Below are 23,311 nucleotides of genomic sequence, written 5' to 3'. Positions count from 1 at the left end.
GCTTGGCAAAAAGGGCAAATGGTAATGCAAAATAAGCTGTTAATTAATCTTCTTATTTGAGGCAGAGTTATTGAGATTTTTTTTTATCTTTTGCTTGGTATTTCAGTAAGGTTAAGAAGCTATAAGCCATAAAACATAACCTCAGATGATGATGGAGCCCTAGCCATGACCGTTCCTCAAAGTGATCTAATCCTAACTCCTCTTTCATCTGCTGATAACCTTGCTCGATTTTCCATCTTTCATGAATCCATTCTACCATACATGAGCGGGAAGTATCTTTTGAGGCATTGGAAACATAGTATTTATATTGATCGTTTCCTAATTTTTCCATGATTAACCATCTTTCAACCCCTGGTCTATAAGATGCCTTGGTGATTGTTTCTTTAACACGTATAGCCATTACTTCACTATATTTCTTCGATTGAAGGGTAAGTTTTACCTTTTGCCACTTACCTCCTTGCAGGATCAATTTTTTTAACCATTTCTTGGCAGAAAGGGGCTTAAAGTTTCTATCGGCTACTTGAAGGAATAATTCACCTAGGATAGGAAAATGCTCTTTGCCTTTTTCACAATAATGTCATGCGACGATTGATTGACAATTGGCAATTTTCCTAAAGCTCCACAATACTGCCTGGCTACCCCTACCGAGAACTTTCCCTTTTTGGGTAAAGGAGTGTCGTCTAGGACCAATACTCCTTTTTTAACCCCCATTCCTTGAGCCATATGCTGTGCCAGTTGTTGTTGCATCGCTGCATGTCCTAAGGACTTTGATTGACAAATTGTTGAATGGCTTGTTCATTTCCTCCAGGAAGTCCATGGGTTCGATAGATTTTCTTTCTCCATCTAATATGAGTCCTGAAATGTATAATCTGCATCAATGAACTCTTTCTGATCTTCCTAAGTTGGCTTTGAAAACATTAATCCATTCATTAAGTTGTTCGCGAATGGAGTTTAATTGCTCTAGGTCCATTGCCCCCTCCTCAATTAACAAACCTTACCTACATTTACAAAGAGGTCATTTTTCTAGAAGTCATTTCACGATTGATGGCTCCCTCTAGCAAACTTCAAGTCTATCTTAAGCAAAATCGATTTTTGGGAACCCATGCCATCCCTCTTCATCATATTTACCGAGTTTTAGATTACCTTTCATCTTTTCAAAAAGAAATAGAAAATTTAATTTTTCTAAAGCATGTCGATCGCTTTGGAATGAGGGTAGATGTCATTTTTTATGATGTCACTACTCTTTATTTTGAAGGAGTTTTGCCGGATAGTTTAAGAGATTTTGGATTCAGTAAAGATGCTAAATTTGGAGAAGTGCAAGTTGTTGTAGGAATGTTGGTTGATCAAGAGGGGCGCCCCATAGCTTTAGGAATATTTCCTGGAAACACCTTTGAAAGTAAAACATTAGAAGAGGCGCTCAAAACCCTGCAAGAAAGATTCAAAATTCAGCACGTCATGATTGTTGCGGATAGAGGCATTAACTCAAAGTTAAATCTAAAAAGAATTAAGGATCGAGACTATGATTACCTTATGGGATGCAGATTAAAGAGCCTAAATAAAAGCTTGCAAAAACAAATATTAGATATTGAGAAATACCAAACGATTCATGAAAGCGATGGAAACATTTTGAAATATCGAGAAATCGAATTTGATAATATTGTCGAATATGTAGAAGACAATAACAAGAAGCAACAGATTTTGAAGGAAAGAATTATATGCACATGGAGCTTAAAGAGAGCAGAAAAAGATCGAAAAGATAGAGAGCGATTAATTCACAAAGCTATGGAGAGGTTAGATCAGAGTACAGCTTCTTTAGAATCGAAAAAAGGCGCTAACAGATATCTAAAAAATGAAAAAAAACAAGCATCCTCCCTAGGATTAGATCTCGAAAAAATTAATGAAGATAAGCAATGGGATGGATTTTATGGAATTCAGGTTTCAAAGCAGAGTATGAAAAAAGAAGAGATCCTTTCTAGTTATCATCGGCTATGGAAAATGGAAGAGTCTTTCCGCGTCATGAAACATTCTTTGGAAATTAGGCCCATCTACTTATCCAGCCCAGAAAGAATCATAGGACATATCGTGCTTTGTTTCCTTGCCTTTGTTATGTATCGTAATTTAGAGATCGCCCTAATTAGAAAAGGAACAGATCATACTGTTGAAAAAATAAGGGAGGCTATTGGCGAATTAGAAGCTTCTCTATTAGAAGTAAATGGGAAGTCTATCTTGCTAAGAACACCAGCAAAAGGATTATCTAAAGAAATTCTTCAAACCTTAAAGCTTAAACATCCAGGGGAAATGGTAATGAATGAGCGTTAGTTCGATGTAGTGTAGTGGCAATATTGCCATCTTTCGAAAAAATAAGCATTGATAATCAACGTCTTAAGTCAAACAAGTGTCAAAGTCAGGATAAACTAAGTCTAGAAGATATGTTGTTGATGGCATTGGAATATATGCGCGAATATAGGACCTATTTTCATATTAGCCAAAGCTATGGAGTTAGTGAAACCTCGGCTTATAAAGCGGTGAAATGGATTGAAGATACCTTAATCAAGCATCCAGATTTTGCTTTACCAGGTTACCAGGACGTAAAGAACTGTTGAAAAGTGATGCGGAATATGAGGTTATTTTAATTGATGCTACAGAAACGCCTATTGAGCGCCCTAAAAAAAACAAAAGCGCTATTATTCAGGGAAAAAGAAAAAACAAACCCTAAAGACGCAGCTTGTAGTCGATAAAAAAAGCAAGAAAGTGATTTGCACTTCCTATGGTAATGGCAAAAAGCATGATTTTAGACCATTTAAAGAATCCCAAGTTAAAATCCATCCAAAAATAAAAGTGTTAACTGATTCAGGTTATCAAGGATTAAAAAAGCTACCTATTCACACACAGATGCCTAAGAAAAAAAGTAAGAAGAATCCTTTAACTAAAGAAGATAAAAAAGCAAACCAAAGTTTATCAAGAGAAAGAGTTGCTAATGAAAATGTAATTGGTCTTCTCAAACGATTTAAAATCATAGCCGATCGGTATAGAAATAGACGTAAAAGATTTGCGCTTCGCTTCAACTTAATTGCAGCAATCTATAACTGGGAATTAAATGAGTGAATTTCGAAAGAGGTCTATTATATCAACACTGTTATTAAACTTTTGTGTGAAAAAGAAGAATGCAAGCGATCACGGGGGTTATCAATCAGGATGTTCCGGTAAAAATTATTTGATAAATATCTTGCCTAGCAATCCTCTCAAATAATCTGTTCTAGACAGCACCTAACCTGACCAACCTGGATTACCTGGCAGATACTATTTCTGCCAGGTAATCCAGGTTGGTCAGGTTAGGTGCTGTCTAAGGCATCTCATGCTATTACTACAAAAACATGACTAGTTGAGGCTAGTTTTTTTAAAAATTTATTTGTTTATAGCTTAAGCATGAGAGTCTCTACATTTATAAAATTAAAGGAGCATCATTTCTAAACGCTTCTTGGATTTTTAATGCTTGTATTAATTTTTCTGCTTCATGCAAGCTTTTAGGAGGGATCCTAGTTAATCCATTCCCTTCTACTTTATTAAATAATTGAATTGATTCTGTAATAGCTTCTAAGGCTTGTTGAGAAAGGCCTTTTTCCAAATAAAGCCTAGCTAAGTAGTATTTGGACTTAGCGCCAATCACAATATCGGTTTCTGATAATTGGGAAGCTTTTTCAAAATATTCTTGTGCTTTTTTAAGATCCATAAACGGACAATCTTTATCTAAGTACAATTCTCCTAACATCAGGCAAATTTCTCCACTTCTTACATATTGCTGCATCATCTGGATAGTTCCTTGAAAAGGCACACCCTTTTCAATTCCTCCTATTTCGAGTCTCTCTCTCGCTTTAATATAATATTCCTCTTTTTTTTCTTTATTCGATTCTTGCTGCGCTAATTTTAGATAGACTCTGCTTAATTGAATATTACAATATCTTTCATTAAATAGATCACGCTGCCCTGCAGGCATGCAAGGATTCTGTTTAAAGAGATTGAGATATAATTTTTCCGCTTGTAATAAATCATCCTTATCCCCCTCTAAGAGAGCCCAACCTTTGCCTTGACGTTGAAAAACTATAAAGTCAAAAGGATTGGGATTCTCATACACATCCCGTCGAGCTGCTATTATTTCCTGAATGTCAATAGCTTCTTGAAAATATTTCTTTGCTTGGTCTAGCCTTTGCGTATGAAAATAGACTTTTCCTAGATAATGAAGAGCCTGAGCACATAGGGCTGGAAGTTCTTTATGCGCTTTCAAATTATTACAAATTTGCTCAGCAGTTGTGCGATTTATTTGAACTTTCACAAGCTCTAAGCTTTTCTTAAAGGCTTGGCGTGCTTCGAAAAAATTATTGGATTGTAAATAATAATTACCTAACACATTATAAAGATGAACAAAACACGGCTTTAACTCTTCCTTCAAGTCATATTTTTCTGCATGTTTTAAAAGAGTCTCTAGCTGATTTTCAATAGCTTTGGTTTTATTTAATCCATCAGAAAAACGCATATCTAATTTAAAATTATTTTTAAGAAAAATAAGAAGCTCTTTTAAGGTTTCTGAAGGTTTTATTCCTTGTCTTTCCGCTTTTTCAATTAGCAACTCTTGTAGGGAGGAATGAATTTCCCATCCATTTTTTCCATCTATTGAAATCAAAGAATAGCTTTCTAATAAATCTAATATTGGATTAAACAAACTAGAGTTACTCGCATGATTTTCAAACCATAATTCTAAGAGGGATCTCTCAATAAAGAAAGGATTTAGAAAAGGTAGGATCGATAAAAGGACAGTGCTTTCACTTTGTTTTTTCTCGCATTCTTCTATGTTCAAAGAATGTACGGCTTTTATAATCTGAGTTGCCTCGATAGAACGCAAAGAAGCCCTCTGAGAGATTCCTCTAATCGCTTTTAGCCTTTTTATATAAGATTCTATTAATGTATCAAAAGAATTATCTTGCTGAGCATCCTTTAAATAAATAGCCGCTTGCTTAATAGCTAAAGGTAAGTAAAAAAGTTGGTCAACTAGTTCGCGTTTTGAGTTATTTGCTTTCTTAAGAGCCCAATGGTCATTACCAAGATTAAAATTAAGAATCTCCACAGCTTCTTGCATATTAATTGGGTTGTTTTGCAGATCAAAAAGTTTGACCCCCTCTAACTTTTCCTCAGTAACGAGTAAAATCCCCCCCTTTTTATTATTTGGAAAAAACTTTTGCAACCTTTCGTAACTTTTAGCATTAACATTGTCTATTACAAAAAGCCAATCAGGCCTTCTTTTAAGTCTATGATTGATTTGCTCGATGATGGCTTCTTCTTGTGCTGCAAGAGGTACATGAATTCCTAAGTCCTCAGCAAGTTTTCTATATGCATGCAAAAATGTTTCTTCGTTTTTCATATCAGCAAAGAAAAGAGTTCTTAACTTATCAGGTTGCCTCCTCATTTCCTGTTCATAATGTATTGCATATTGTTTGGCTAAAGTTGTTCTGCCAGAACCAGCTATTCCTATAATCGCTACTTTTTGGATATTAGATTCTACTTCTTTAAAAGAGTCTTTTAACTTAATCAAGTTGTGGGTTGGAATCCAAGATTCCTGCTGAGATAAAATTTCGTCTGAAAGGACCACATGTTCTTCTTTAGATATTTCTTTTATATATTCTTTAATTAGAGAGCGCAAGATTAATAATGCTAAAACACTACCAGACGCTCCTAATAACAGCCAATCCTTCTCAAAAGGAGCCATATTTATTAAGCGTTCCTGGCTTTTGTTAACAAATTCTTGCCAAGTTTTACTTCCGTCTTTCGCCCCCGTATGCATTTTTCTTAAACCTCTCAACACCTTGGAAGGGCTTTGCTGGAATTTGCTAGCTATATTTTGACTATAAACGTGTTTGCTTTTGGGCCAGCAAGAATGAAGACGTTGGTTTTGGGATATCCCCAAAACGGTTATCCGATATTTTTTATGAGAGACAAATATTGAGGTAGATGAATGATGTTTATAAAACTCCTGGAATAGAGTGGGGGTAGATTTAGAACAGAGAAAAAAAGAAGAAAGCCCTTGAGGCGCTGCATGAAAAGAAGAAGTGTTTCCAAATTTAGAATAAAGGCCTCTGCTTAGAGGAGAAGATAATTTTGAAGAGGAAATTGACATATTATTCACCTTAATTTATGTTAAGACGTAGTTAAAAAAATGAAAAAGCCAATATTCAGGTTTTAATGGCTTAATTTACTTATATTTTAAGTTGTTTTTCCTAAATATTCGCCAATCCAACATTATAAGTCAAAAATATATCAAAATATTTTCTTTCAAAAAATGTTTTGAATAAGGAAAAGCCTTTTTATTAATAATAATTGTCAGTCTATCTCACTAATTGATCCATTCAAAAACCTATTAAACTAAACGAAAAAGGTAACTATTCAGAACTCTCGTTTGTTTAGAAAATTTTGGAACTTGAAAATACCTTTCCTCTTAATAAAAAGTTTAATATCATGATAGGCATGACTAACAAGCCAGAAAAACCAACTGCAATTCGATCGGATGTATTCACATCGCTTCCTCAAGAAGTTCAAGCTTATATTCAGCTTCTTGAGAAACGGGTTGTTGTGCTGATGCATCAAGTTGAAGAGCTTGTAGCAAAAGTTGGAGAACTTGAGGTTCGCTTAACTAAAGATAGATCTAATAATCATAAGCCTCTCATCAGTGACGGCTTAGGAAAAAAGCCAAAAACTAGCAGTCTGCGAGGTAAACCTGATAGAAAACCAGGTGGCCAACCAGGACATATCGGTCGAACATTAGAACAAGTTTTAAATCCTAATTACATTGAAGTTCAAAAGGCTCATGATTTGTGAAAAGTGTCAGAGCAATTTATCTAAAGTAAAGACAAGTGGCTTTGAAAAACGACATGTGTTTGATCTACCAGAACTTGTCGTGGAAGTAACCGAGCATCAAATAGAGATCAAACGGTGCCCTTGCTGCAATTACCGTGCTAAAAATAAATTTCCAGAAAATGTTAAAGTGCCCACACAATATGAGGAAGGTATACTTTCCTTAACTGCCTATTTCGAGCATCAGCATTTAATTCCTATGGAAAGAAGTGCTCAAATTTTTGAAGACCTCTATGGCCTTTCGCTGTCAGCAGGAACATGCCAAAATACAGATAAAAAACTTTATAAAAATCTGGAAACTTTTGAATTAAACCTTAAACCCCATCTGCTTGCTTGTAAGGTTTTGAACTTTGATGAGACTGACATGCGTTGTGAAAAGAAATTACGCTGGATTCATGTGACCTCGTCTGCTTGCGCAACTTTTTATGAGATGCATCATAAAAGAGGACAGCAGGCTTTGAATGATTTTGCTATTCTTTCTAATTTTACAGGCAGTGCTATCCATGATCACTGGTCGCCTTACTTTACCTACCAGCAGGCCCAATATGCGCTGTGTAATGCCCACCATTTAAGAAAGCTTAAATATGTATTCGAGCAAGAAAAAGGAGCATGGGCGCAAAAGAGGGCCTTTCTTCTTTTAAAAGCCAATAAAATGGCTAAGCAAACAAGAGATGAAGGTAAAGAAAAAATGGCGCTGCAAGATATTCAAATCATTCAGCAAGAGTATGCCAGGATTATTCTAGAAAAAGTAAGTTACTATCAAGGCGTTTTAATGGCTGATGAGCAAGAAACCAAGCTACACTTCTCTAAAGAAAAAGTCGGTCAAGCAGGTTGCAATCTTTTGAGAAGACTACTACATAAGACGCATAACGTCTTAGCTTTTATACATGACTTGAAAGTGCCTTTTACTAATAACCAAGCCGAACAAGATCTAAGAATGCTGAAAGTTAAACAGAAAATCTCGGGATGCTTCCGCTCATTTGAAGAAGGGACCATTTTTTGTCGCATACGCAGTTATATCTCAACGGCAAGAAAACAAGGCTGGAGCATTTTAGAACCGTGATTTCTCACCACATTTCAGAATAATAGAATTTTTGATAAGGAGGCTCTAAGCATCTCAGGATAATTCTATGGCGTTCTTTCAAATTGGTAAATTGCAATTTTCTATGGTCAATAAAGAACATATGTAAGCCTAGGAAACAGAAAAACACCCAGCGTGTGGTTGGCTTTTGCGTAGGTTTCTTAAGCTGATTTAAGAAGTTCTCATCATTTTCTCGCAATTTTTCTCGAATTTTATATTCAAGGACAGAATGGAGTAGAAGGCATAGAGTCGTTACCATTAAAAGCGCTTCTATTCTTTCTGGCTTTTTTAGAAAGAAAGAAAGAAAGAAAGAAAGAAAGAAAGAAAGAAGAGACTAGGAAATCGGGGCTTTTCAAGAATCTAAATCCTCTTTCTACACTTTGCTGTGCCTTATATGTTTTCAATAACTCTTGAGCAAGAAAAGCGGTTACATCCATGTCATTGTTGCTAAGATGAAAAATCCTTTGCTCCTCTCTAACTCTGCCTTGTTAAGCAAAGAGCAGGCTACTGTACCTTCTAGACGATAGCTAAGTATAGAAGGTGCTTGCCCAGATTTTGGTCGACCAGATGTAGTCCCGACTTTAACAGTTGTTTTTTAAGTAGTTATGCCTAAGCGGCTTAAGTCTTAAAATTCAGACACAACAGTTGGTTGTTTGAAAAGATTTTAAACGATCAAGGGAAATCCCCAAAGTTTTAAAAATACAGATGGCATCCTCAGAAAGTGCTGAACGTATCACATTCTTTTTATTTGAATCCTGCTCTTCAAAATGCATGGTATGCACACTTGACAGAGCATAATTGATTCTATCAGGCGTTAATGGCGTTCCATTTCTTTTCAAGAGCAATTCTAGAAGCCTTTCAAGAAATAAATTCATAAAACATAATAATATATGGGTTTTTATTTGATGGGGTGACCAGTGAAAAATTGGACGCGTTTTAAGTGTGCATTTGGCAATTCGAAAAGCTTCTTCTACCTGCCAAAGGTCTTTGTACCTAGCCAAAGCCTCTCGTACGCCAAGTTGAGAGCTGTTTGATACCGCAATACCGTGAAAACCATCCCATTTAGCATCTTCTGCTATTGCCGTCTCATCAATTGTTAAGAGTGAGCCTTTTTTAATATTTGTGTACTTCTTATAAGCTCCATTGTTAATCACTTTTTAATAGAAGTCTCATCCGATGAATTACAAAGCTTCTTTTTGAATTTTTCAATTACACGCTCTCGGTCTTCTTTATCTTTCCTAGCTCTGTTAGGACTGTAAGTAGCAGTAAGCAAAGTGTCTTTATATTGAGGATGTTCCATAGTACGAAAAAGAACTTTTTCTTTTTCTATGATAGCTTCTTGATGGGATAATGGCGAATAAGTCGAAAGATCATTAATTTTTAATTTTTTAGACATAGATTTAAGTTTAGTGGCAATGACAAAATGAAATTCTGCATTCTGAAGTGCTTCTATATTTTGCTTGCTGGCTAGGACGCGATCACATACAACCGTGACGTTTTTAATCGAAAAGCTGTTTCTTAACTTTTCTAAAACAGGAATCAGTGTTTTTGTTTCGGCTAGATTTCCTTTAAACACTTCATAAGCAATGGGCAACCCGCGTACATCTACCACTAAAGCCAGAACGATCTGAACCATATAATATTTTTGATCTTTGCTAAAACCAAAATCTTTGATCTCATCTTGCACCACACTTTCAAAGTAAAGGGTGGTGACATCAAAAAAGAAACAATCTACAAGCTTTTCAGAAAATTTACATGCGGTGCTAAAAACGCCTCTTTTTGAATTTCAGCCTCCAGCGATTCTATCGCATCCATCGTTCGATAGATATGCTGCAAGTCAATTCCTTGAAATCCATGCTCTTCTTGCCGTTTATAGGTGCACATTTTACTACTAGGACAATCAAAACGCTGAACAAGAATCAATTTTACTATTTCTTCTAAAGCAAAGGCGCTTTTTCCTTGAGAACGTATCTTCAATCCACTTCACCGCTTTATAAGCTGAGCTTTTATTAACTCCCTAGCATTGGCTAATATGAAAATAGATCTTAGTACTACAGTGGTAAATGTAAACATAGCTTTCTTTGCCTTTGATAATGGTAGTAACAAGCACTCGCTTGATGCTTACGACGCCAATTAGACCATTCTAACCAATAGCTCCAGCATTGCTTGATAGAGGTATGTGCATATATCACTAAACGCCTAGCTTCTTGTAAGGTATATCTAATTAAATTAAATTCCGTACTTTTAGAAACTTCTTCATATGAAGCCGACGAGCTTTTTTTTTCTTCTCCAGTAGATTGAAAGCATCGCGCAAGCCCGAAAGGAAAGTTAAAGCTAATAAACAAAGCGTCATGTGTCGATACCAGCCTGTGTAGCTTCTCACCTCATAGTGGTCAAGTCCAATTTCTCCTTTAGAAGCTTCAAAGCATTCCTCGATCGTCCAACGACTTCCTGCAGCTTTGACTATATCTTGTAAAGTAACATTATTAGGACAACAAACTATATAATAAGCTACATCGCGAGGGTCTTTCATGTTACGTCTTAATAAAAGCCAACGTGTCCACCCTTCAGGGCTATCTGAATTGGCTTCTAGACGATACCAATGATAATAGCGTTCGCCTTTCGCTCCTTTTCCTGCCGATAAACTCTACCAATCTTTTGGCTTAATTTCTGCAAGAAAGTGGCTGGCTGGACTTCGATCAAAATCTACGCTCACATGGTAATTAGAGGGTACAGCTAATATATAAGGGCAGCATTCTTTCTCTAGATAAGCTCTTAAGGGATAAACTCCATATACCTCGTCTCCCACTACCCAAGAAGGCCTGATCCCATGGCCGAAAGCTCGCTGTAGCATCAACATGGCTAATTGTATTTTCGTTTTGAATTTAACTTCTTTAGATATACCCGCTCTTGCTCTACGTTCTTCATCTAAAAACCATTCTTCGGGGATATATAGCTCTCGATCAATTAGTACGTGGCCTTGGTTAGTTGCATAGGAAAGGAAAACCCCTACTTGGCAATTTTCAATTCTTCCTGCTGTTCCACTATATTGTCTTGCCACTCCTGCTGAATGCTTACCTTTCTTTAAAAATCCCGTCTCATCTATAGCTAGTATACCGCCTTCTTTATCTTTCAACACTTCCATTTGCAACCTATCTCTGATTGCATCTGCTTGCCATACACCACGGCGTAGTAGATGTTGAAAAGCATACGGGGTTTGTAAGCCGGCCTCTTCTGCCAATTGCCAGGTATTTTTACGTTCTGCTTTGCTCATTAACCCTTAATGTTATTGCAAAGCTACTTGTCTAGCTTCTTCTCGACTAAAAAAAGGCCTTAAAAATAAGGCTAGCTCTTCTTTTTTTTGTTTTATAGTTTGGTTTATTGCTTTCAATTCCATCCCTCACCTCCCTACTTAACAAATAAAATAGCATACTATATTTTTTATTACCACTGTAGTATTAGAGGATATCTTAAAACCCCTCCTTTAACTTATCAATTCGCCTTAACATCAGTCTAATCATCGATAGATAAATCCAATTCTCACTCGTAGTTGTTAGGTACTCATACTCTTTAGAAGTTCTTCGATTACGCCCAATCCATGCAAAAGTCCTTTCCACAATCCACCTCTTGGGCAGGACTTTAAAGCTTAAATTAATGGTTTTTAAAAACTCTTCTATTTTATCCTCTTGCACCCAGTATCTACGAGGAGGCCTTTTAACGATCTCAAAGTCAATGTTATACTGATCTTGGCAGGTTTGCTTTAATAAAGTGCCTTGATAGCCCATATCCGCCCAAACCTTAGTGATGGTTGAAAATAGGCTTTTGCATTTGTCTAACAGCTTAATTAAGGCCGTTCGATCGTTTTCGTTAGCAGCTCCTACATAGCATGTTAATAAAAAGCCTTGCGTATCCACTACAATGTGCCTTTTACGCCCCTTAACCTTTTTAGCTCCATCATAACCTGTGATCCCCCCCCTTTCTACTGTTTTAACTGACTGGCTATCGACGATGGCAGCGCTGGAATTAAGGTCCCTCCCCATTATAACTCTTAATTTTTTCCTTAAATGATGATTAATTTTCTCAAACAAATGTGCGTCTTTCCACTTTTTAAAGTAAGTGTAAACTGTTTTCTAATGAGGAAAGTCTTTGGGTAGATAATGCCACTGGCAACCGGTTCTTAAGACATAAAAAATAGCTTCCAATAGTTCTCTTTTTGTATGTTTAAAGGGCCTGCCTCCTTTGCTGTAATCTACTTCAAAGTAAATTTTAATGGCTTCCCATTCACGATCTGATAAATGACTAGGGTATGTATTGCTCATCTTTACCTCCCTTTTCTCTCAAAAATTATCTTAAATAAGTTGTTTTGTATCAACCTATTAGATCTTTGATAAAGTAGATGGATAAGGCAAAATAGGGGGTTTTAAGATATCCTCTTATATTTGCGCATATATTCCAACGCCATCAATAGCATATCTTCGAGACCTAGTTTATATTTACGCCCACCTTTAATCTTCTTGGCCTGATCGGCTTGCTGTGAAATTGGCACCATCTTATCAAAGGTACTATGCTTTACCCCTGTCAACCTGCTAAAGCGTTAATCATCTAATTTCACTATCTTATCAAATTTCATGGGGACCCCTTTAAATATTGAGTCACCATTTTAGTAAAATTAACATTTTATTCCAGTTTCGAAAAAGATCTATTTTTATCACAAATGTCAGCTTAAATCCTATCTATTGAAGACATTTTTTAGCAAACGCTAACCATGTAGCTCGTAATAAGCAACGTATACCTTTTTAATATACACCATCTTTTATACTCCATGACTGCTTAACTCCCGGCTTTGACAGTTGCATACATTCGAAACACTTAAGCCTCTAACAATCAAAAGCTTTTAACTTATAATGTTGTGCATAAAAATACTATTGAAATTCTAGTTAAAAGCTGATATAAAGTAGTGCATGTATGTAAGAATGAAGACATCTAAAAAAGCAAAATATCCCACTTTGCAAATTGTTGAAGGTGTAAGGGAGGGCAAAAAGGTAAAGCAACGCACGATTGCCCATTTAGGAGTGATCAAAAACCAGCAAGACTTACAACGACTTAAGAACCTAGCGGACAAGCTTATTCAGCGATTAGAAAAAGAAGGCCTTGAAATTGATCCTAAAGTAGAAGTTAAAGAATTAAAACATAAAAAAACTATATATGATGGTTTTGGGTTAGTTCTAGATCGACTGATGGACCTAACAGGCTTTAATAAGATCATCCAATCAGCTGAGCGAAAGCAACATTTTAGCCTAGAGGAAAGCATTAAGCTCATGCTGGTGCAAAGATTTGATTTACCCAGCAGTAAGCGAAGAACTTATGAACGCCAAGAAGAGCATGGTTTTCAAGGCATTGATTTACAGCATCTTTATCGCTCGATGGATGCTATCGCCTCTTTGGATGAAGCTATTCAAAAACAGGCTTTTGAAACAGCTTGTAATATTTCAGGCTTAGTAGACTGCTTTTTCTTTGACGTAACCACTCTTTACTTTGAGAGCGTACAACAAGATGACATCAGGGATTTTGGGTTTAGTAAAGATCAAAAATATCATATGGTGCAGATAGTGTTTGCTTTAGTAGTTAATGCCCATGGAATACCAGTTGCCTATGAAATTTTTAAAGGAAACCTAGCAGAAACCAAAACCATGCTTCCCGTTTTAAATAAGCTAAGAGAACGGTTTTCCATCAATCATGTCACGGTGGTTTGTGATCGTGGCTTGGCAAGTAAGCTTAACATAGAAGCACTTCAGAATGCTAACTTTCATTTTGTAATAGCCACCAAATTGCGCTCGATGCCCAAGAAATTAAAAGTGAACGACCTATCGAATTATGTAGCTTTACCTAATCAAGCAAATATTGCAGAAGAAGATAGAGTTCTTTTCCACACGTTACCTCACCCTCAATATGCAGATACCCTGCTAATCGTCACTTATAGCCCTAGGCGGGCTAAAAAAGATAAAGAAGATAGAGAGCGGTTAATTGAAAAATTAAAAAGAAAGCTTTCTAATTCCTCCGACAAAGGCTCTATAAAAAAGCTAATCAATAATGCAGGGTATAAAAAATATGCGAATATACAAGCAGACGCTTTGTTTATGTTAAATGAGCAAGCAATCGAGGAAGATGCTAAATGGGATGGCTTTCATGGCATTGCCGTGTCCAATAGCGCAGAAATCAGTGTAGAGCAAGCTTTAGCTCGTTACCAGGATCTGTGGCACGTAGAAGAAGCATTCCGAGTGGCTAAATCTACGCTTAAAACCCGCCCTATTTTTCATTGGGCTCCTCGTCGAATAAAAGCCCATCTATTGTTATGCTTTATAAATTTATTTCTCGAAAGATTTTTAGAGCTACTGCTTCGCCAAAATAATTTCTATCTTACTCCCGATCGCATTAGGCATGCATTAGCTCAGGTGCACACAACCATTTTTGAGGATATATCCACAAAAAGAGAAGGTGCCATGCAATCGCTTCTTTGCCAAGATGCTCAAGCAATTTTCCAGGTGCTGGGAATACCTACCCAAAGAAATACTACCTTTCAATCTCAATGTTGTGCCTGAATTTTTTGATGTAAGTCTTTAAAAATTATCTAGTTATAAAATAACTGTCAAAGTTGAGAATAAGCAACGTATAACTTTTCTATATACACAATCTTTTATACCCCATGACTGCTTAACTTGGAAAAAGGATTAGTTATTCAAATAGAAGAATGAGTGAAATAATCAATCAATTCACGATTAAGAATTTTATTTTTTAGCCAAGCTATTTCTTCATTCTCTAGCAATTCTAGCCGCCGTTGCTCTTCTCTCAAAAGCTCTTTTTTTTGCTTTTTGCGTTGTTCATATTCTTCCATTATCATTTCTAATGAAGGGTTATTTCTAAACAATTCAAGGCTGCATTCCTTTTCAAATGCTTTTAAAGCTGAATTATCTACTTCATCCAAACGTGTTAAGTAGCGCCTTAGATCTAACGTTGTTATTTCTCCAGTAGGAATTTTTAGGAAATATTTTTCAACAATCTTGATATTTGAAAGAAGAGGTAAAATTTTAGCATCTATTCCTGTACACTTAGAGACATTAAATTTCTTATTAGGATTAAAAGTTTTAGCAATTTTACAATAATTAGATAATTCATCTAAAAATTTTCTTGTTTTTTTAGGAAAATGCATTAGATGAAGTTTATAAGGGTCATAAGATTTAACTTTATAATGAAATCTATGTTGATGAAAATAGGCATCCGAAAATGACATTTGATCCGGTTCATATTGATTGCTGGCTTTTGCAAATTTTAAAAAACCAGCATACTCATTTTTATCATAGTTTAATAAGTAATCAAAAGCTAAATTCACTAAACTGGCAAATTCTTGAGCAGATAGGCTTTTAGGGAGGGCTTTCTCAAAAGTTTCTCTAATATGGCTTCCTATGCCTCTATCCTCCTGCGCTTTACGATTCAACAGAGGCCAATCTACAACTTTTTTCATGGCTTTAGGAAGGCCTGTATGAGTATCAAATACTTGGGTAATTTTTTCAATACTATGAGCGTCTAAAATATATTTTTTTTGGGCTAGCAAGCCGTGATAATCTTCCAGATTAGGATAAATGCGATAAATAGTTCCAACATGGCGATTACATATATTAACAGGGTTAGGAGCAGATAAATAAGAAGTAATATCTAAATATTTCAGATTTAATTTTTCTTCTTTAATGCGAGGTTGTAATTTTTTAATCATGTTTTTTATGCCCGGACTATCGAAAGTGATTGTCGGACAGTATGTTCCTTCTTGAGCAAAATGAAAAGCCGTAAGCTTTGCTAACCATGCTCCTAGTGAATGGCCAGTAAGGGATAAATGGTATTTTCTTTCATCTGCTTCTTTTTGCATTTGAGAGGCAAATTCTAAAGCATAGCTAGGATGTTCTACAACCTCGTTTCTAACAATTGCTTGCACGTTTGTATGCCACGCTTTTAGATCTGTAGGACGAGTGCCTCTATGTGCTACGATCATATGGCGATGTTGATCGTTGATAAAAGCTGCCCCATAATAACCGCAGTTAAGCATTTGTTTTTCTCTCAAAAGTCGCCAATGTGATAGAGATGAAGGCAATCGACTAGGGGTTTTCTGATAAACCTGTTGACTTAAGACTGCATGTACATAATCACTAGGACGATCAGGAAAATTTTTAAATAAATTCTTTCTATCATTTTCAAGATGCTGGGTGAAAGAATTACTTGAAGAATAATAACGTATGTTTTTACTTTTTATTATCGAAGAGGCTGGAAAATTTAATGATAAATTACTTCTAATCAAATTACCACCAATCAAAGAAAATGAAATTTTTTTATTCATGTCTTGCAATAAGAAAGGGGAATTTAGGAAAATTTTTTTAGAAAAGTGGGAGGTGTGTAAAGAAGGAGAAGAGATAGCTTGCATAAATGTCCCGGTAGATGATTAAAAAACTATAGCTATACCAAGAAGAAAAAAAAGATGTCAATACAATTTTTAACCTGACTTATCCGGTATGGATTGTAAATTGTTGAGTCAAGAGATTAGAAAAGATCAAGCCCTTAATGATATCTATAACGATGAAATGAATGGAATAAAATTGTAGTTATCATGCTTCGGTCTACTTGATAAAAAGAGGATGTAAAAAAAGAAATTATTAAATTAGGATAGTTGATTATCTTCATCCCGCTAAAAATAAGATGAGAAACCCTTGTGGATTAGTAGAAAGCTTATCTTAGCGAACGTCTCATTATAACTACTAGTTAGCACCCATAAGAGTTGATTTTTAAAAAATTAAAGCTAAGTTAGCCAAATGCATTATTTCTCTATAGATTTCCTCTAAATATAGCGATAGAAGCAAATTTGCCCCCATGACTTATTTAAAAATGCTTTTTATTTTATCCAAAAAGGAGTTGCTTTTAGGTAAATTGGCAGGACCTTGCAAGGTAGAAAACTCTTTTAGCAATTTTATTTGCTTTTCGGAAAGCTGTGTAGGTGTTTCCACAAATATTTTAACTAGCAAATCCCCTTTTCCTTGTCCATGCACACCAGGAAAGCCTTCATTCCTTAGTCGGAATACCTTCCCATTTTGAGTGCCTTCTGGGATGGTAATACGGCAAGTATGGCCATAGAGACCGGGAACGTCTTTTTTGCACCCTAAAGCAGCTTCTGTAAAGCTAATCGGCAGATCTAGCAAAACATCATTCCCTTCACGTTCAAAAATTTCATGCGGCTCGACGTTAATAAAGACATAAAGATCTCCTGCTGGCCCACCACCATGCCCCGCATCTCCATAACCGCTCATCTTAAGGCGCATGCCACTATCCACACCTGCTGGTATATGAATTTTAACATGCTGCTTTTCTTTAATTAAACCCTCTCCTCGACAATCTTTACAGGGCTCAGTAATAATTTCCCCTTCTCCATGACATTGAGGACAAGCCATAGACATGCTAAAAAAGCCTTTCTGCTCATATACTTGTCCGGCGCCATGGCAACGCGGGCACTTTTTCTTGCCCTTAGACGAGGGGGTGCCTTTACCATGGCAAGTCTTACAAGTCACATAGTTATTGATGGCCAATTCCTTATCAACACCCTTAGCTGCTTCTAGAAAGGATATAGTAATATTGGCACGTTTGCTAGCTCCTTGGCGGCGCATTTGAGCTGAGCCTCCCACAAAGTCATTTCCACCAAAATAACTTTCAAATATAGACTCCCCACCCATTCCACCAAAAGCACCCATAAAAGTACGTAAAGCTTCATCGACTGAAGAGAATCCTGAAAATCCTCCTCCAGCAGCTCCTGCCGTTGCTCCTAAGCCTTCTTTACCATACCGATCGTAAGTTTGGCGTTTTTTATCATTGCTCAATACTTCATAGGCTTCTGAAATTTCTTTAAAGCGTTTTTCAGCTTCAGCATTGCCGGGATTTTTGTCAGGATGGTATTTGATGGCTTTTTTTCGATAAGCCTTTTTAATTTCGTCTGCTGTGGCAGTTCGTGGAATTTCCAATGTTTCGTAATAGTCAGCCATAATGCTCACATAGATGTCTTGAGAGTGTATGTCTTTTAACTGAAAAAACATAGCACTCGGTGGAATTCAAAAAATTTAGCCTAAAGGGTAGAGGTATTTATTGTAATAATAAATGTGAACACCCTTTGGGAACTTATATTAAATCATCAGCTTGTTACTTAAACAAGCCTATCTGGTTCTAGCGCTGTCTTTTGTATTTTAAAGCAGCCTTGGATTTTGCACGCTTTTTAACCGATGGTTTAGCATAAAAGCGATGGGCTTTAACAGATTTCATTACACCTTCTTTATCTAATCTTTTTTTCAAGGCGCGAAGGGCTTTATCGATGGGTTCGCCAATACGGACTTTTACTAATGACATTTCGCTAAATTCCTAATTTTATAAGTTTAGTAATCACGGCAACAATTTTGCCAGTTTTCTAATGATAGAAGCATCATACACAATCGATGGGTAATTTATCAATACTGAATACTCTTTTGCAATTCTTTCTCTATTTCCGCTTGGGTTTTACGCAAATATAAAATCTCGAGAGGCTCTCTTTGCATGATCTCTCCCCTTCTCCATTTATCTTCCGATAAACGGCTTAAATAAAGCGCATCAGGGCCTTTTTCTTCCCATATCCACTGCTGGTTAGGATAGATATTTTCTATCTTTTGTTTCAGTATGCGACTATTAGGGGTAAGTAAATAGTTTACGTTTTGTAGATATGCACCTACTTCGCTTAAGGGAAGAAGTTGTACTTTTCCCTCCTGCTTATAAGCTCCTCGGCTAGCTTGGCCTTTTAGTACGTACACTCCCCCTATCTTTGCATCAAAAAGTACAGCATACGAACCCTCTTGAGAGGGGAGAAATCCTTCCAAACTACAAAAAGTAACCAATGGCTTTCTTAGGGAAAAAGCGACTGCTTTAGCAACCACCACCCCTACCCTTATACCCGTATAAGAACCCGGACCAATTCCTACTGCTACATAGCTTAAGTCTGCCGCTTTTCTTCCTAAATGTTGCAAGCCCCGTTCAATTTCGGGCAAAAGGGATTGAGAGGTATTAAATCCAAAGGGAAAATTGCCTTGAAAAATTACTTCTATCCCATCAAAGAAGGCTGCGCAACCGCGCTCACTACTGGTATCAATTACTAATGAAAACATTCTCTTAAGTCAATCCTATGGGGAAGGGTGAGTTTTTCTAAGGTACGTATAAAAAAGCTGTCGGTCATTCCAGAAATATAATCAACCACCATTTGCACTAAAGAAGTAGAATTTTTGTAATCTTCATTTTTATTAAAGGTATAATTTTTCCACAGATAACTTTCTTCGTGTAAATGATTAAGATCTTCTAGTAATAATTCAAATAAAAGACGATACGCTCGCTTGATCTTGCTAGATTCCACTTTAAGTTGAGGATGAACATAGATATGGGTAAAATTAAAATCGCGTAAAAACTTTAGGGCTTCAAAAGCTTCCATAGAAATACCTATGTAAGCTTGCTCATAACTTATCCTAATAATTTCTTTAGCAAGAGTAGCCAGAATTTCTTGATTTGTAGTACCTAGAAATGTTTTGGGCACCTGCTCTTTAGATATGATTCCTAAACGAATAGCATCTTCAATATCTTTGCCTATGTAACTCATGGTATCACATAGCTTCACTAAGCATCCCTCTAAGGTTCCTGGAATTATGTTAGACTCCGGTTCCCTTGCTTTCTGCTTTTTATCATTCAAGTGATCTTCCCATGTTTTATTAAAACAAGGATGGATGATAGAGCTGTGCATGGCGCCATCGTGACAAAGGAAACCATCATAGACAGCAAGTCCAAGATTAAGAGGCTCTATGTCAGTAAAAAGCCGACATGATTGCAAAGGATGGGCGAACGCTCCATTTTCAAACATCTTTGAGAGTTCGGATAAATACTCCTCACCTTCGTGACCAAAAGGAGGATGTCCCACATCATGACCTAAAGAGATAGCCTCTACTAGATCAAGATTCAGGCGTAAAATTTCTGCTATTCCCCTAGCAAAGCTACTAACAAATTGTACATGTAAGCCACGATGGGTAATGTGATCATTATCGACTAAGTATACGACCTGAGTTTTATCATTATAGCGAGCATACGCTCTAGAGTGAATGATTTTATCTACATCGCGTTTATAGGGTAAACGATAATCTTCCTCATTACCAGCCTGCCGACTATGTTCCGATGTACGGGCGGCTAAAGGATGCAAATAAGCTTTTTCCTGTTTCATTAATGCATGACGATAAAAGGAAAGAGTTTCACTAAAAGGGATGGTCATGTATTTACACTCATTCTTTTAAAAATTCCTCATAGTAAATCTTAGTGAAAAATAATTTATAAAACAAGTCGTTTGAGTGATAAACCAAGAATAATAGTGGATAGAAAAAAAGTTTTTTCGATGGTATTCAAAAACAGCCTAACTGACCCCTATTAATGATTAAATATTTTTTTAGAAAATTAACTTTCTTGTTATTCTTAATAGACTAGCTTAGAATAAAGTTTATCTAATAAAACTTTAATAAGAACACCTTTGGCAGGATCTCTGCTGCCTTAAGGAAAAAGCGCTTTCTTAATTGAATGTTTATTCTTTATCCTCCATAATATTATCACTCATATAATTTAAATGGTAAGAGGCCAAGTTTGAATCTAGAAGATATTGAAGATAGTTCTTTTACTCAGCAGCTGGAAAATGCTGTGATCAAGACCCTTGAAAATCAACAAAAAACAGAGAAGAGAAACTCCTTTCCGAATGAGCTATGTATATTTCCTCTTTTGAAAAGACCTTTCTTTCCTGGGATGGCAGCTCCTATAGTTATTGAACCTGGACCTTTCTTTGAAACTTTAAAAATAGTGGCTAAAACTGATCATAAGTCTATCGGTTTGATTTTAACCAGGCAAGAAGATGTTGATATCTATAAAGCTAGCTTTGAAGATCTTTATCAAGTGGGGGTTATCGCTCGTCTGTTGCGAATTATTCCTTTAGAGCAAGGAGGCGCACAAGTTATACTTAACATGGAAAGGCGACTGCGTGTTTTACGTCCTCTTTCTAACTCTAAAGTTTTAAAAGCCAAAGTTTCTTATTTTGAAGATAGCCCTACGCTTACCGCTGAGCTTAAAGCCTATGCTATTAGCATTATTTCTACCATTAAAGAATTACTCAAATTAAACCCTCTTTTTAAAGAAGAATTACAAATTTTTCTTGGTCATTCTGATTTTACCGAGCCAGGGAAACTTGCAGATTTTGCTGTAGCTTTAACGACCGCTTCCCGAGAAGAGCTGCAAGAAGTATTAGAAACGTTTGACATCCAAAAACGCATTGATCGAGCTCTTTTATTGCTTAAAAAAGAATTAGACTTAAGTGTGTTACAAAATAATATCAATCAAAAGATTGAATCCACCATCTCTAAAAGCCAGAAAGATTTTTTTCTGCGAGAGCAGCTAAAAACCATAAAAAAAGAATTGGGGATTGAAAAAGATGACAAAGCTCTTGACAAAGAAAAATTTGAAGGGCGTATCAGAGAACGTAAAATACCCGCGGATGTATTAAAAGTTATAAAAGATGAAATGGAAAAGCTCTCTGTACTAGAGACGCAATCTGCTGAATACGCTGTATGCCGAGGATATTTAGATTGGTTGACCAATTTACCTTGGGGCATTCAAAGTGAAGAGTGCCAGGATATTATGAAAGCTGAAAAGATCCTTGCACACGATCATTATGGCCTAGAAGATATTAAGCAGCGCATCCTGGAATTTATAGGAGTAGGCAAGCTTGTTGGAGGAGTAAAAGGCAGTATATTGTGCTTAGTAGGCCCTCCCGGAGTCGGCAAAACCAGCATCGGTAAAAGTATAGCTCGTGCTTTAAATAGAAAATTTTATCGCTTCTCTGTAGGGGGCATGAGAGATGAAGCAGAAATTAAAGGACATCGCCGCACCTATATTGGAGCGATGCCAGGAAAATTAATTCAAGCACTCAAGTTTTGCCAGACCATGAATCCCGTGATCATGCTCGATGAAGTGGATAAGATGGGAAGTAGTTATCATGGAGATCCAGCATCGGCATTGTTAGAAGTTCTGGATCCCGAACAAAACCGTGAATTTTTGGATCACTACCTAGATGTTCACTGTGATTTATCTAATATACTCTTCATTGTGACTGCAAATGTTTTAGACACAATCCCCGAACCTCTTAAAGACCGCATGGATATTTTGCGCCTTTCCGGCTATATCATGCAGGAAAAAATAGAGATTGCCAAAAAGTATTTACTTCCTCGCAACCGTAAATTAATGGGGTTAAAAGCTAAAGATATCACCTTTACGACTGAAGGCTTAAGAGCCATTATCAATGGTTATGCGCGTGAAGCCGGAGTAAGAAGCCTTGAAAATAATATTAAAAAGATCATGCGTAAGGTTGCTCTACGCATTGTTCGAGAGGCATCCATAGCTGTAGAAAAACCTCGTAAAAATAACAAGCAAAAGCCTACCCAAGTTTCAACTCCTTCTTATCGTGTTACTCCCACGAGTTTACATGAATATCTTGGTAAGCCTATATTTACCTCAGATCGTTTTTATGAACATAATCCTATCGGGGTTAGCACAGGCTTAGCATGGACTTCAATGGGTGGAGCCACCCTCTACATTGAAGCAATTAAAGTAGCCGCGGAAAAAACGGAGATGAAGCTAACGGGCCAAGCGGGCCAGGTCATGAAAGAATCTTCTGAGATTGCCTGGAGCTATTTACATAGCGCCTTAAACAAATATGCCCCCAGCTATAGTTTTTTTGAAAAAGCGCAAGTTCATATTCATATCCCTGAAGGTGCTACTCCTAAAGATGGCCCATCGGCGGGCATCACCATGGTTACAGCCTTATTATCTTTGTTAACCAATACCCCTGTGCTTAACAATTTAGGAATGACAGGAGAGCTAACTTTAACCGGCCGCATTTTGCCTATAGGGGGAGTAAAAGAAAAGCTAGTGGCAGCTAGACGCTCGGGTCTAAAAACTCTTATCTTTCCTAAAGATAATTTAAGAGACTACGAGGAACTTCCTGAGTACATTAAAAAGGGAATAGACATCCATTTCGTCCAACATTATGATGAAGTCTTTCATATTGCCTTTCCTGATCTTGGGCAAGCTCTAGAAGTTAAGCTGGAAAAATAGAAATTTAAAAAAGTTCTCCGTAATAGCTGACTTTGCGGGAATGCATGCATATAAACTATTTAAATATCTAAGAAAATATTAATAGCCCATATGCCC

14 protein-coding genes and 7 pseudogenes are annotated in these 23,311 nt (G+C 36.6%); 6 read left to right on the top strand and 15 right to left on the bottom strand.

Features of this window, described 5'->3' with window-relative positions; genetic code table 11:
• Positions 1–67: 67 nt before the first annotated feature.
• Together NEOC84_RS03720 and NEOC84_RS09885 are read right to left on the bottom strand one after the other, a co-directional pair.
• Positions 68–469, bottom strand: a complete 402-nt coding sequence (locus tag NEOC84_RS03720) for a transposase (RefSeq protein ID WP_166155409.1) — start codon at positions 467–469, stop codon at positions 68–70.
• Between the two features lie 137 nt (positions 470–606).
• Positions 607–747, bottom strand: a pseudogene (locus NEOC84_RS09885) (transposase); the annotation flags it as partial.
• 222 nt (positions 748–969) lie between these two features.
• Here NEOC84_RS09885 and NEOC84_RS03710 point away from each other — a divergent pair.
• A complete protein-coding gene (locus tag NEOC84_RS03710; protein ID WP_166155405.1) occupies positions 970–2,319 on the top strand; it encodes an IS1634 family transposase in 1,350 nt (449 codons plus the stop codon).
• Between the two features lie 86 nt (positions 2,320–2,405).
• Positions 2,406–3,105: pseudogene (locus NEOC84_RS03705) on the top strand (IS5 family transposase); the annotation flags it as partial.
• 337 nt (positions 3,106–3,442) lie between these two features.
• Here the strand turns inward: NEOC84_RS03705 and NEOC84_RS03700 are convergent.
• On the bottom strand, positions 3,443–6,166 hold the full coding sequence (locus tag NEOC84_RS03700) for a tetratricopeptide repeat protein (RefSeq protein WP_166155403.1): 2,724 nt from the start codon (positions 6,164–6,166) through the stop codon (positions 3,443–3,445).
• A gap of 347 nt (positions 6,167–6,513) precedes the next feature.
• Between NEOC84_RS03700 and NEOC84_RS03695 the strand changes: the two genes are divergently transcribed.
• Positions 6,514–6,864, top strand: coding sequence for a DUF6444 domain-containing protein (locus NEOC84_RS03695; protein ID WP_166155401.1), 351 nt, complete (start codon positions 6,514–6,516; stop codon positions 6,862–6,864).
• Positions 6,854–7,963: an IS66 family transposase gene (locus NEOC84_RS03690; RefSeq protein ID WP_166155399.1), complete on the top strand. Its 1,110-nt coding sequence runs from the start codon at positions 6,854–6,856 to the stop codon at positions 7,961–7,963. Before NEOC84_RS03695 ends, NEOC84_RS03690 begins: the two co-directional genes overlap by 11 nt.
• A 115-nt stretch (positions 7,964–8,078) precedes the next feature.
• On the opposite strand, the pseudogene NEOC84_RS09880 reads toward NEOC84_RS03690, so the two are convergent.
• The 7 genes and pseudogenes from NEOC84_RS09880 to NEOC84_RS09875 form a co-directional block, all read right to left on the bottom strand.
• A pseudogene (locus tag NEOC84_RS09880) lies at positions 8,079–8,444 on the bottom strand (IS1634 family transposase); the annotation flags it as partial.
• Between the two features lie 169 nt (positions 8,445–8,613).
• Positions 8,614–9,135, bottom strand: coding sequence for a hypothetical protein (locus NEOC84_RS03680; protein WP_166155395.1), 522 nt, complete (start codon positions 9,133–9,135; stop codon positions 8,614–8,616).
• Positions 9,132–9,695 (bottom strand): annotated as a pseudogene (locus tag NEOC84_RS03675) (IS1634 family transposase); the annotation flags it as partial. The gene NEOC84_RS03680 and the pseudogene NEOC84_RS03675, both read right to left, overlap by 4 nt.
• 17 nt (positions 9,696–9,712) lie before the next feature.
• The gene (locus tag NEOC84_RS03670) at positions 9,713–9,958 is read right to left on the bottom strand and encodes a hypothetical protein (RefSeq protein WP_166155393.1); all 246 of its coding nucleotides are present in this window, start codon (positions 9,956–9,958) and stop codon (positions 9,713–9,715) included.
• A 247-nt stretch (positions 9,959–10,205) separates the two neighbouring features.
• Positions 10,206–11,378 (bottom strand): annotated as a pseudogene (locus tag NEOC84_RS03665) (IS701 family transposase).
• A 73-nt stretch (positions 11,379–11,451) separates the two neighbouring features.
• Positions 11,452–12,300 (bottom strand): annotated as a pseudogene (locus tag NEOC84_RS03660) (IS5 family transposase).
• A gap of 113 nt (positions 12,301–12,413) precedes the next feature.
• A pseudogene (locus NEOC84_RS09875) lies at positions 12,414–12,563 on the bottom strand (IS5/IS1182 family transposase); the annotation flags it as partial.
• 391 nt (positions 12,564–12,954) lie between these two features.
• Between NEOC84_RS09875 and NEOC84_RS03655 the strand changes: the two are divergent.
• Complete coding sequence (locus tag NEOC84_RS03655; RefSeq protein WP_166155391.1) at positions 12,955–14,580, top strand: IS1634 family transposase; 1,626 nt, start codon at positions 12,955–12,957, stop codon at positions 14,578–14,580.
• A 137-nt stretch (positions 14,581–14,717) separates the two neighbouring features.
• On the opposite strand, the gene NEOC84_RS03650 is transcribed toward NEOC84_RS03655, so the two are convergent.
• From NEOC84_RS03650 to NEOC84_RS03630, 5 genes are all read right to left on the bottom strand, one after another.
• A complete protein-coding gene (locus NEOC84_RS03650) occupies positions 14,718–16,448 on the bottom strand; it encodes an Mbeg1-like protein (protein ID WP_166155389.1) in 1,731 nt (576 codons plus the stop codon).
• A 448-nt stretch (positions 16,449–16,896) separates the two neighbouring features.
• Positions 16,897–18,051: a molecular chaperone DnaJ gene (gene dnaJ / locus NEOC84_RS03645; protein WP_166155387.1), complete on the bottom strand. Its 1,155-nt coding sequence runs from the start codon at positions 18,049–18,051 to the stop codon at positions 16,897–16,899.
• 178 nt (positions 18,052–18,229) lie between these two features.
• The gene (gene rpsU / locus NEOC84_RS03640; RefSeq protein WP_039384980.1) at positions 18,230–18,409 is read right to left on the bottom strand and encodes a 30S ribosomal protein S21; all 180 of its coding nucleotides are present in this window, start codon (positions 18,407–18,409) and stop codon (positions 18,230–18,232) included.
• A 98-nt stretch (positions 18,410–18,507) separates the two neighbouring features.
• Positions 18,508–19,194, bottom strand: coding sequence for a tRNA (adenosine(37)-N6)-threonylcarbamoyltransferase complex dimerization subunit type 1 TsaB (gene tsaB, locus NEOC84_RS03635; protein ID WP_166155385.1), 687 nt, complete (start codon positions 19,192–19,194; stop codon positions 18,508–18,510).
• The gene (locus NEOC84_RS03630; protein WP_166155383.1) at positions 19,182–20,336 is read right to left on the bottom strand and encodes an HD domain-containing protein; all 1,155 of its coding nucleotides are present in this window, start codon (positions 20,334–20,336) and stop codon (positions 19,182–19,184) included. The genes tsaB and NEOC84_RS03630 overlap by 13 nt, the downstream gene beginning before the upstream one ends.
• 362 nt (positions 20,337–20,698) lie before the next feature.
• Here NEOC84_RS03630 and lon point away from each other — a divergent pair, with 362 nt between their 5' ends.
• Entirely contained in the window at positions 20,699–23,215 is a 2,517-nt protein-coding gene (gene lon, locus NEOC84_RS03625; protein ID WP_166155381.1) for an endopeptidase La, read from the top strand.
• The last annotated feature ends 96 nt before the right edge of the window (positions 23,216–23,311 follow it).

This window comes from Neochlamydia sp. AcF84, from assembly GCF_011087585.1.
Lineage (GTDB): Bacteria > Chlamydiota > Chlamydiia > Chlamydiales > Parachlamydiaceae > Neochlamydia.
Note: the sequence above shows the minus strand (reverse complement) of the source record. Positions and strands in the feature narration are given on the sequence as shown.